General features: G+C 64.4%; 10 protein-coding genes. 3 read left to right on the plus strand and 7 right to left on the minus strand.

Features of this window, described 5'->3' with window-relative positions; translation table 11 throughout:
• Positions 1 to 669, minus strand: a complete 669-nt coding sequence (locus AC07Z7_RS17660) for a GntR family transcriptional regulator (RefSeq protein ID WP_063462488.1) — start codon at positions 667 to 669, stop codon at positions 1 to 3.
• A 108-nt stretch (positions 670 to 777) separates the two neighbouring features.
• On the opposite strand from AC07Z7_RS17660, the gene uraH reads away from it, so the two are divergent.
• Positions 778 to 1,128: a hydroxyisourate hydrolase gene (uraH, locus tag AC07Z7_RS17665; RefSeq protein ID WP_252662169.1), complete on the plus strand. Its 351-nt coding sequence runs from the start codon at positions 778 to 780 to the stop codon at positions 1,126 to 1,128.
• A gap of 45 nt (positions 1,129 to 1,173) precedes the next feature.
• Here the strand turns inward: uraH and AC07Z7_RS17670 are convergent, their stop codons facing one another.
• Positions 1,174 to 1,716, minus strand: a complete 543-nt coding sequence (locus AC07Z7_RS17670) for a hypothetical protein (protein ID WP_440113345.1) — start codon at positions 1,714 to 1,716, stop codon at positions 1,174 to 1,176.
• Between the two features lie 61 nt (positions 1,717 to 1,777).
• On the opposite strand from AC07Z7_RS17670, the gene xdhC reads away from it, so the two are divergent.
• Complete coding sequence (gene xdhC, locus AC07Z7_RS17675) at positions 1,778 to 2,596, plus strand: xanthine dehydrogenase accessory protein XdhC (protein ID WP_494767080.1); 819 nt, start codon at positions 1,778 to 1,780, stop codon at positions 2,594 to 2,596.
• Between the two features lie 266 nt (positions 2,597 to 2,862).
• On the plus strand, positions 2,863 to 4,134 hold the full coding sequence (locus tag AC07Z7_RS17680; protein WP_494767081.1) for a urate hydroxylase PuuD: 1,272 nt from the start codon (positions 2,863 to 2,865) through the stop codon (positions 4,132 to 4,134).
• 662 nt (positions 4,135 to 4,796) lie between these two features.
• Here the strand turns inward: AC07Z7_RS17680 and AC07Z7_RS17685 are convergent.
• The 5 genes from AC07Z7_RS17685 to AC07Z7_RS17705 form a co-directional block, all read right to left on the minus strand.
• Positions 4,797 to 5,213: a RidA family protein gene (locus tag AC07Z7_RS17685; protein ID WP_494767082.1), complete on the minus strand. Its 417-nt coding sequence runs from the start codon at positions 5,211 to 5,213 to the stop codon at positions 4,797 to 4,799.
• A 104-nt stretch (positions 5,214 to 5,317) separates the two neighbouring features.
• A complete protein-coding gene (locus tag AC07Z7_RS17690; RefSeq protein WP_263096509.1) occupies positions 5,318 to 5,872 on the minus strand; it encodes an AacA4 family aminoglycoside N(6')-acetyltransferase in 555 nt (184 codons plus the stop codon).
• A gap of 31 nt (positions 5,873 to 5,903) precedes the next feature.
• Positions 5,904 to 6,596, minus strand: a complete 693-nt coding sequence (locus tag AC07Z7_RS17695; protein ID WP_494767083.1) for an ASCH domain-containing protein — start codon at positions 6,594 to 6,596, stop codon at positions 5,904 to 5,906.
• Positions 6,597 to 7,049: 453 nt separating this feature from the next.
• Positions 7,050 to 8,927 carry an EAL domain-containing protein gene (locus AC07Z7_RS17700; RefSeq protein ID WP_494767084.1) on the minus strand — a complete coding sequence of 626 codons (1,878 nt, stop codon included), beginning with the start codon at positions 8,925 to 8,927 and terminating at the stop codon, positions 7,050 to 7,052.
• 153 nt (positions 8,928 to 9,080) lie between these two features.
• A partial coding sequence (locus AC07Z7_RS17705; protein ID WP_494767085.1) for a porin occupies positions 9,081 to 9,963 on the minus strand: 883 nt, incomplete at its 5' end.

A 9,963-nucleotide genomic window follows, 5' to 3' on the forward strand; every position in this document is an offset into this window, starting at 1 on the left:
TCACGGCATGAGCGCGGCGGCCAGGTCGCTGGCCGGGCGTTTGCGGTCAAACGTCAGGCTGGCCTCCACATGTTCGAGGTGCGACTGCATGAGCGAGACGGCCAGCGCCTCGTCACGCGCGGCCAGCGCCGCCACGATGTCGCCATGCTCTTCATGCGAGTGCTCGGCGGCGCTGGCGGACTGGTACATCAGCGTGATCAGCGCGCAGCGCGAGATCAGGTCGCCCAACATCTGCGCCAGCACCTCGTTGCCCATCAGCTCGGCCATGCGCACATGGAAGTCGCCCAGCAGCTCGGTGCGGCTGCTCGCGTCGGCCGTGCCCATGGCGGCCTTCTCACTGGCCACATGGGCGCGCAGGGCCTTGATCTTGGCGGGGGTCACAGTTTGTACAAAGGCGCGCGTCATCTCGGTTTCGAGCATGCGGCGCACGGCAAACACCTGGCGGGCTTCTTCGACGGAAGGCGTGGAGACAAAAGCGCCGCGCGCGGGCTCCAGCGTGACGAGGCGGTTCTGCGCGAGCTGGAACAGCGCCTGGCGCACCAGCGTGCGCGACACGCCGAAGTGGTCTGCCAGTTTCTGCTCGGCCAATTTGGTGCCTGGCTGCAGGCGGTGCTCCACGATGGCGCGGGTCAGCGCCTCGACAATCGCACTGGTGGATGAAGATTCCATGGTGGCATGATACGTTGGATGGCGAAAAGTGTATACACTTTTGGTCTACACGCTGCGATCTGGCAATCCTCGCCGATCGGCCGTGGTCCCCACTTCAGGAGATTCCCTATGGGATTGAGCACCCACGTTCTTGACACCATGAACGGCTGCCCCGCCGCTGGCATGGAGGTCGCCCTGTATGCCACCGATGGCGACAACGCCACCCTCATCAAGCGCCTGGTGCTGAACCACGATGGCCGCACCGATGCGCCGCTGTTCGACAACGCCAGCCTCCGCACCGGCACCTACCGGCTGCGTTTTGATGTGGCGGGCTACTTCAAGGCCCGGGGTGTGCAGTTGCCCGAACCCAACTTTTTGAACCAGGTGAGCCTGGACTTCGGCATTGCGCATGCCGACCAGCACTACCACGTGCCCCTGCTGGTGAGCCCGTGGAGCTATTCGACCTACCGAGGTTCGTAGGCATCGCGGCCGCGCCGAGCGGCGAAGCCGCTCGGAGGGATGTACTTACAACTGTCCTTCAGTCAGGGTATCCAGCTGAAAGTGCCCGCCCTTGTCCCATAGCCAGGTGTCGGTGTAGGTGACCTTGCCCATGCGCGTGGGCGCAGGAAAGGGCGCCGCAGCGCGCACGGTGCGCTCGATCTCGGCCACCACCTCGGGCGCGTGGCGCGGGGCGCGCATCCAGTGCAGGCGGGTGACCTTGCCGCTGCGGTCGATGTCTACCTGCAGCACGCCGATGGCGTACAACTGGGCGGGCAGCTTGCCTTTGAAGATGCGTTCGCGGTTCAGCCCATAAAGGTGCGTGGCCGCATCCTGCCGGTAGGCCTGGGGCGTGGCGGCGGCCGAGGGGCGTGCCGACCCGGCGGCAGCGGGGACCGGGCCCTTCACGCCACCGGGCTCCGCACTGGTGGACGGCACGCTGTCAGGCGCCGGGGCGGGTTCAGGTGGCGATTTGCAGGCGGACACCAGGGCGGCGCCAAGGGCCATGATGCCTGCCAGCAGCCAGTGGCTGCGCGGGCCGGGGGAGCGGTGGGGGGGCGTGTCGGGCATGGTGTGGGTGTGGCAGGGGCCGCCAGCGGTGCCAGCGGCCAGGGGCGTTAACGACAAAGGAATGGCGGTGACAAATTTGCGTTTGCTGTTGGACGGTTTGACCGCCGGGCCAGCATGCCTGGTAACCGTAGAGTCTACCCAAGGGTCGGTGCCCCGCGAGGCCGGGGCCTGGATGGCCGTGTTTGCCGACCGCCTGGTGGGCACCATCGGCGGGGGGCACCTGGAGCTGCAGGCCATTGCAGAAGCGCGCCTGCGGCTGGCAGGCACGGCTGTCAACAACCCCGCGCCCGTGCGGTACGCACTAGGCCCTGCGCTGGGTCAATGCTGTGGCGGTGTGGTGCACCTGGGATTTGCGCTGCTCACGGCGGCCGATGTCCCGGGCCTGGCCGCCCGCCTGGCGCCCCGCCTGCACCCCGTGGCGCTCTTTGGCGGCGGCCATGTGGGCCACGCGCTGGCCCGTGTGCTGGCGCCGCTGCCCTTTGCACTGACCTGGATCGACAGCCGCGATGGCATCTTCCCTGAGCCACCGCCCGATGGCGCGGTCTGCGAGCATTCCGACCCTGTGCAGGGGGCCGTGCCAGGCCTGGCATCGGGCAGCCGCGTGCTGATCATGAGCTTCAGCCACGCCGAGGACCTGGACGTGGTGGCCGCCTGCCTGCAGCGCCAGCGGCAGCAGCGGGACCTGCCCTTCATCGGCCTGATCGGCAGCCAGACCAAGTGGGCCACCTTTGGCAGCCGCCTGCGCAGCCGGGGATTCAGCCAGGACGAGCTGGCGCAGGTGACCTGCCCCATCGGCATCCCCGGTATTGGGGGCAAGGAGCCCGAGGTGATTGCCGTGGCCGTGGCGGCGCAGCTGTTGCTCAGCCTGAAGGCAGCCTGAGCGACGGTGGCTGGAACGATTCATGCACCTGCCGTCACAACAGCTTGAATGCGGGTAATTCCCGCCCCGCAGGCACCAGACTGGGGCTGGAAGCGGGAACAATTTCTGCATACACTTTGATTCACCGGTCGCAGCGGTGCCCAGCAGATGCTTTTCTGCCCAGGTGCGCGACCCCCTTCTTCTGCTCAGAGCGCCCGCAGTGGTGAGCAGGTTGTACAAGCGGCTTGCGCGGCACATTCGCCCGCTCGCCGCCAAGGTTGAGAACTATGGAAAGTTACCTTCTCGACTGGGCCAACCTGCTCTTGCGCTGGGTCCACGTCATCACCGCCATCGCCTGGATTGGCTCGTCGTTCTACTTCGTCTTCCTTGACAGCAGCCTCACGCCGCCCGAGGACGACGACCTCAAGAAACAGGGCGTGAGCGGCGAACTGTGGGCCGTGCATGGCGGCGGTTTCTACCACCCCGTCAAGTTCGCCGTGTCACCACCCAAGCTGCCGGGGCACCTGCACTGGTTCTTCTGGGAGAGCTACAGCACCTGGATCAGCGGCTTTGCGCTGTTCACGGTGTCCTACCTCTACAGCGCCAGCACCTACCTCATCGACAAGTCGCGCATGGACTGGGCGCCCGCCACAGCCATCGTCGTGGCGCTCGCGTTCTTTGTGGTGTTCTGGCTGCTGTACGACGCCATCTGCCGCATCTTTGGCCAGCGCAAGAACGGCGACGCCATCGTGGGCGCGCTGGTGCTGGTGCTGGTGTGCATCGCCTCGTGGCTGGCCTGCCACTGGTTTGCGGGCCGCGCGGCCTTCTTGCTGGTGGGCGCGATGATCGCCACGGCCATGAGCGCCAACGTGTTCTTCTGGATCATCCCCGGCCAGCGCACCGTCATCGCCCAGATCAAGGCGGGCGAGCCCGTGGACCCGATCCACGGCAAACGTGGCAAGCAGCGCAGCGTGCACAACACCTACTTCACGCTCCCGGTGCTGTTTGCCATGCTCAGCAACCACTACAGCTTTACCTGGAGCCACCCGCAGAACTGGCTGGTGCTGATCCTGATGATGTTTGCGGGCGCGGCCATCCGCCAGTTCTTCGTGATGCGCCACGGCTACAAGCTGGGCCGCAACGGCAACCCGCTACCCTATGCGCTGGTGGGCGTGGTGGTGATTGTGGGCGCCATCGCCTGGATGCGCCCGGCACCCGTCGCCGCTGTGGCTGCCGTGGCCACCCCCGCGCCAACTGCCGGTGTTGCTCCTGTTTCAGGAGCTACCGGGGCAGGCGCAACGGGCGCAGGCGGCCCAATTGACTTCAAATCGGTGCAGGCCGTGCTGGAGCAGCGCTGCTACATGTGCCACGGCGAGCAGGTGCAGATGAAGAACCTGCGGCTCGATTCGCCCGCGCTGGCCCAGCAGCATGCCCAGGCCGTCTACCAGCAGGTGGTGGTGCAAAAGCTCATGCCCATGAACAACGCCACGGGCATGACGGATGCCGAGCGTGCGCTGGTCAAGCGCTGGTTCGAGGCAGGGGCGCCCACGGGGCCTTAAGGGTGATGACTATTACGGTTGGTACTGCGCAAGATGGCCCAAGTGGGCATTCGATTGCATTGCAAAAGGTCGGTGCAGCACTGCTACGTACTTTAGGGGCGGCCGCCAATGCTCCCGCTTTCGGTGCCAATTCTCCAACCCAATCGCACCTGTCTCGCTCGGAGTCGTGGCTCGTCTGCTCCAACGGGTAGCAAGTGGGCTAGGCTCATCGCTGTGGTTGCCTTTGCAGGGAAAGCACACCTCGGATCTCTAGATATCTGACGAAGGGAAAGGCAACTAAGGCCGTCAATGAAAATGCTAGTGCCATGACGAAGGGTGCCAAGATGAGCATTGCCGCGTCAAGCCAGCCGAAATTCAAAAGAGGGCTGTCAATTCCTACGGACCAAGCCTCGTATGCATATGCGAAGGGTGTGAGTACCACCGTCCCCACCAGGCCAGCCCAGAAGTTCGCTTTCAAGAAAGTTGTGAGGTCCATTGCTTCTCCAATAGCAACTAGCGATTGAGCGACGATCAAACGCGTTCTTGTGCAGCAAGTGTGTGCGCTGAGTTTGACTGAGTATTCGACTCCCCAGTTGCTGCGATTGTTAGGGAGTTATACATCTCAGTTAGGGGGAGGCCTGTTAGGCGATTTTGTCAGGCGCGTATGGCGCTTTGGTGCGGCGTCACTCTGCGCTCAAGCGAAGCCGTTCAGATCCCTCTCCCTTGACGACGGTGGCGTCGATCTCCACCACCTGCCCCGGGTATCCAAGGCGGGCGACACCCAGGAGCGTTGCCGGAGGCACTTGCCCGCCAAAGTGCTCGGTCACGGCGCCCCAGGCCGCTGAAAGGTCGGCCTGTTCGCCGACGACGTAGACAACAAGGCGGCGAATGTCTGGCGCGGCAAACCCGTGAACCGCCAGCACCTTGCTCAGATTCGCCAGGCACTGCGATGCCTGGGCGCTCGGATCTCCAGGTGCCACGATCGAGCCATCGGCGGCCTGCGGCACCTGGCCTGCAAGGAAGAGCTGGCTCCCCACGCGCTGCGCGTACTGATAGTTCGGTGTGCTTGGCAGGCCTGAGGCGATTTCGGCTTCGTTCATGGGTGGTGGAGCGTGAGATGTGGCGGGAGTTCTTTTGTGGCGCCTAGCGTTTGACATGTGAGGCATGACCCCGCTTGCCGGGGCATGTCCTCTCGATGGAAGGGCTAGACAGCACCGCGCGCCAGCTCGAATGCCCGCCGTGTTTGAACCATGTACACAGCTGGCCCATCGGGGGTGTTTATCGTCCGTTGCGGCACGAACCCCGCCTTCTCGTAGCAGCGGATGGCTCGCAGGTTGTCCGGAGACGGGTCGGTCTGAATCTTGGTTACCTCAGGGTCGTTGAACAGCATCTCAACAAGCGCCCGAACCAGCTTGGTTCCAAGGCCTTTCCCCAACTGCGATGGATCTGCCAGGGATTGGTCTATTCCACGGACTCCAGGATCGGTTTCTTCTTCCCACCACCCGCTACCACTTCCAAGTGCGACATATGACTGCGCGTACCCCATCGGTTCGTTGTCCAGCATGGCGATGTATGGCGTGACAGACTCTTTCGCCAGAGCGTTTGGCAGGTACTCCTGCTGCACTTCAGCGAGTGTCGGCCGTGCTTCTTCTCCGCCCCACCACTCCACGATGTGAGGCCGGTTCAGCCAGTCATGGAGCATGGGAAGGTCCTGCTCGGTCATGAGGCGCAGTGTGACTGAGCCATGGTTGGTACTCATGAAAACGGACTCCGTGTTGCCCAACGACGGGCTAGGCCGTGCGGGGCTGAGGTTGATAGATGACTTTGAATTTCTCACAGGCGAGCAACATCCTCTCGTCAAACTGTCGCCCGGCTCTGGCGCACTCCTGCTCGAAGTACCGTCGATGGCCCTCAAGCCAGTAGGCGAGAGACCCGTCGCCTTCACCTTCGACGGCCGCAAACTCTGCGGTGACTTCGTTGTAGGGCACAACATCGACGGCTTGCGTCTCGATGACGCAGAGCGGCTGGCCTGACCAGGCTGTGACGATGCTGAGGTCTCCCGGCTTCGGGGGCCGTATTCCCTGGTCTTCGTAGGACCACAACGAGCCAGCGGTTGCACGCTTGACGCCGCGCAGCACCAGGTCGGCCAGTTCGTCGGCAAGCTTCTCGCTGTCGCCAAAGATGCAGACGTCGTAGTAGCGGCCATGATCGGCGGTCCCTGTGGCGAGCAGGAACTCGTTCCAGAACGGAAGAAGCTGTGGGGGGACGGGCATAGGTTGGTTTACGGCCTGATGTGGAAGTGAGGAGCAGCTGGCGCGAAGGGGTGGGGACCACAAGCTCAGCTGGTGGCTGTCCCGCTCGACTGCAGGGTCAGACGCTTTCTTCACGACGGATTTCCGAAGTAACACGCTGAATCGAATACGGCTCCAATCGCGCAGGCCAGAAACCAGGGGGACCACAGCCACCGTGATGATGGAACTCACGGGATGCGATGGGCATGGTGTTTTTGGTTTGAGCTATTCCCTGCACTCGGGCCCGTTTTCCCATCCAACGCTCAAGAGCAGCTAGGTGGGGCTGGATGCTGCCATTCTCGAAGGCTAGCCAACCGCTGGATCGATAGATGGCGCCTTCAATTTCATCATCACCTCTGCGTTCAGATTTGGGGTCGTGGAGGAGCTCGTAGCCTTCGGGCTTTGCGTTCAAAAATTCTGCGAAACACGCTTGCCCCAGCCGTACAAACTATAGCTTGCGAAGTTGAAAGGCAAGGTAATCACACCTCCAATTCGAGCCGCGCACAGAACCGATGAACAGATGGGACGGTGCTCCTAGGCGCTCCCAGGCGCTCCTCGGTGCGCCTGGGACCGAGGCGAACTGGCTTGCAGCGTGAATCGCACGGCCCCTGTACCTGACTGAACCTGCGCTGCTCCCTCCACCCCCTACGCCGCCAGCACATCCTGCAGCGCCCGCGTGGCGGCCAGCGCGCCCAGGCTGGATTCGGTGAAGCCGCCGTGCAGCACCACACCGGTGGCGGCCAGCTTGGCCTCGTGTTTGGCCACGGCGGCCAGGTTGGCCACCTCTTCGGCGTGCCGGAAGCGCCCGGGGGTGATGCGCACCGCTCCGATGGCCAGCGTGGTGCACGGGAAGAACCGCCGCACGCCATGCCGGTCTTCTGCGTGGATGCCGCCCGCCAGCCGGGCGCCGTCGTCGAACAGCGTGACGGCCTCGCGCGCAAATTCGTCCACGATGTTCTTGCAGCGCTGCAGCCAGTTGCTGCTCTGAAAGATCAGCATGAAATCGTCCCCGCCCACATGGCCCACGAAGTCGCGGCGCGCGTCGCAGTGGGCCGTGGCCAGGCGCGCCACCAGGCGGATCATCTGGTCGCCGCGCCAGTAGCCGTAGTGGTCGTTGAAGGGCTTGAAGTTGTTCAGGTCGGCGTAGCAGGCCACAAACTCGGTGCCGCTCTCCAGCAGGCGCTGCATGTGCAGGCTGATGGGAATGTTGCCGGGCAGAAAGGTCAGCGGGTTGGCGTGCCGCGCGGCCTCGATGCGGGTCTCGGTCACGGCGCGCACCAGCTGGTCGCCCGTGCCCAGGCCCAGGTAGCGGCCGTTGTCGGTCACGATGTAGCCGTCGCTCAGGTAGCGCTGGTCCTGCGAGGTGAGGATGCCCACCAGCTGGTCCACGTCGCAGTCCAGCTCCACTACCCGCGGCGCCTGGTTGGCGAAGGCCAGGCAGGATTTGCGGCCATGCACTTCGCGGAAGTACAGCGTGGCGTAGTGGTTCATGAACTGCTGGCGGTTGATGAGCGCCACGGGGCGGGTGCCATCCACCACGGCCAGCGCATGCAGGTCGGTGTGCTGGTGGAAGATCGCGGCCACCGCATCGTTGCTGGTGGCGGGCGATGCGGTGGGGGCTTGCACCACCAGCAGGCTGCGCAGGATGCCCGGGCGTGCGGTCTGGCCCAGGTGTGGCAGCACGGCCACGCGGCGGTCCTGCATCACTTCCAGCGCCGGGCCCTCCACCGTGTCGCGTGGCTCGCGTGCCGGGCGGCCCAGCAGCCAGCCCTGGCCGAAGGGGATGTCCAGGTCGCGCAGCGCGCGCAGGTCGTCGCGGGTTTCGATGCCTTCGGCAATCAGCTTGGTGCCAAACACATCGGCAATGCCCTTGATGGCCTGCAGCATCTGCAGGTTCTCGGGGTGGTCGCTGATGTCGTGGATGAAGTATTTGTCGATCTTCACGAAGTCGGGCTTGACCTCGGACCACAGCCGCAGGCTGGAGCGGCCGTCGCCAAAATCGTCCAGCGCCACGCGCGCACCGCAGGCGTGCACGGCCTTGATGGCCTGGCGCAACACGGGCATATCGCTCACGCGCTCGTGTTCGGTGATCTCCAGCACCAGCATGCGGGCGCTCAGGCCAAAGCTGCGCACGGTCTCGCCCAGCATCTCGGCGCCCACCAGCGCCACGCCGTGCACCAGTGCATCGGCGCTGATGTTGACGAACAGGCGGCCCGGCGCTTCGTGCTGGCCCCATTGGGCGAGTGCGGTGAACACGCACAGCAGCTCGAAGTCCTGCAGGATGCCCTCCTGCCGCGCCAGGCTCAGCAGCACGTCGGGGGTGTGGAGGGGTGAGTCCTGGGGGCCCCGGATCAGGGCCTCATGGGCATGGATGTTGCCCTCGCGCAGATCGGCCAGGGGCTGGAAGACGCAGTGCAGCCCACCCGCCTGCATCAGCCGGGCCAGCGGGCCGGTGCCATGGCGTGCAGCGGGCGACAGCAGCGCCATCATCGCCTCCAGCCGGCTCCATTGGGTGTTCTGCATCGCGTTGTGGTCCCTGAGCAAGGACGCAAAGATACCCAGCCGCCGTGACGGTTTGGTTACAGAATCCAGGTCGCTATATTTTTAATAGCTTGCATGGCATGTCTGTAGAGCGGAGAGGGCCTTTTTTGTTCAAAAATGGCCCTCTCAAGAGCCTCAGAAACGGTGGCGGACGCCCACGCCCACGCTGCTGCCCTTGGCCTGGTTGGTGATGCGGTCGGCCATGGCCATCACGTACAGGTCGGTGCGCTTGGACAGGAAATGGTCGTAGCCTACGGTGAAGGTCTTGCGCGAGATGTCGGTGGCGCTCAGCGTGGTCTGTGCCCACGATGCCAGCACCTTGCCGGTGGCGCCCACGGGCACCGACACGCCCAGCTGCGTGGTCTTGGCCTTGTTGGTGGTGTTGTCGGCCTTGGCCTGGCCATAGCTGGCAAAGGCCTTGACCACCGTGAAGTCGTAGGCGCCGCCCAGCATCCAGTCGGTCTTGGTGCTGCCCAGGTAGGTGCTGGGCACGGCGGGGTTGCTCATCTGGTCGCGCTCGTAAAAGCCGGTGAGCGTGATGGGGCCGCTGAAGTACATCGCGTTGATGCCCACGTTCTTCTTGCCGCTGTCGCCCGCGATCTCGCCAAACTGGTAGTGCAGGTTGGCCGAGAGCCCGCCAAAGTTGGGCGTGCTGTAGATGATCTCGTTGGCCCAGCCTGTGTCCGACGGCGTGGTGGAACCCCAGCCGGTGCCGTTGAACAGCGGCACGTTCATGTGCAGGATCACGGGCGCAAAGGTGAATGAGTCGCCCAGCGGGTTCGACAGGATGGAAGGCAGGAAGTTGGGCGCCAGGCCCCGGCCCACAGTGACGCTGCCGAAGCCGCCCGACAGGCCCACGTTGGCGTCGCGCGAGAAGAAGGTGTCGTTGGCGAAGCGGCCCTGGATGCCGCTGTCCACCTTGATGAAGGAGGTGAGCGCGAAGTTGGCCTTGAGCCCACCGCCCAGGTCCTCCGTGCCCTTGACGCCAAACCACGACGTAGTCATGCCGCCGCTGCCC

The sequence above is a fragment of the Acidovorax sp. GW101-11A03 genome, assembly GCF_059424825.1.

Bases quoted from the DNA above. Each gene is read 5' to 3' on its own strand.
- AC07Z7_RS17680 (WP_494767081.1), top strand. From the start codon at position 2,863: ATGGAAAGTTACCTTCTCGACTGGGCCAACCTGCTCTTGCGCTGGGTC.
- AC07Z7_RS17700 (WP_494767084.1), bottom strand. From the start codon at position 8,927: ATGCAGAACACCCAATGGAGCCGGCTGGAGGCGATGATGGCGCTGCTG.
- AC07Z7_RS17660 (WP_063462488.1), bottom strand. From the start codon at position 669: ATGGAATCTTCATCCACCAGTGCGATTGTCGAGGCGCTGACCCGCGCC.
- xdhC (WP_494767080.1), top strand. From the start codon at position 1,778: ATGGCGGTGACAAATTTGCGTTTGCTGTTGGACGGTTTGACCGCCGGG.
- AC07Z7_RS17685 (WP_494767082.1), bottom strand. From the start codon at position 5,213: ATGAACGAAGCCGAAATCGCCTCAGGCCTGCCAAGCACACCGAACTAT.
- AC07Z7_RS17690 (WP_263096509.1), bottom strand. From the start codon at position 5,872: ATGAGTACCAACCATGGCTCAGTCACACTGCGCCTCATGACCGAGCAG.
- AC07Z7_RS17670 (WP_440113345.1), bottom strand. From the start codon at position 1,716: ATGCCCGACACGCCCCCCCACCGCTCCCCCGGCCCGCGCAGCCACTGG.
- uraH (WP_252662169.1), top strand. From the start codon at position 778: ATGGGATTGAGCACCCACGTTCTTGACACCATGAACGGCTGCCCCGCC.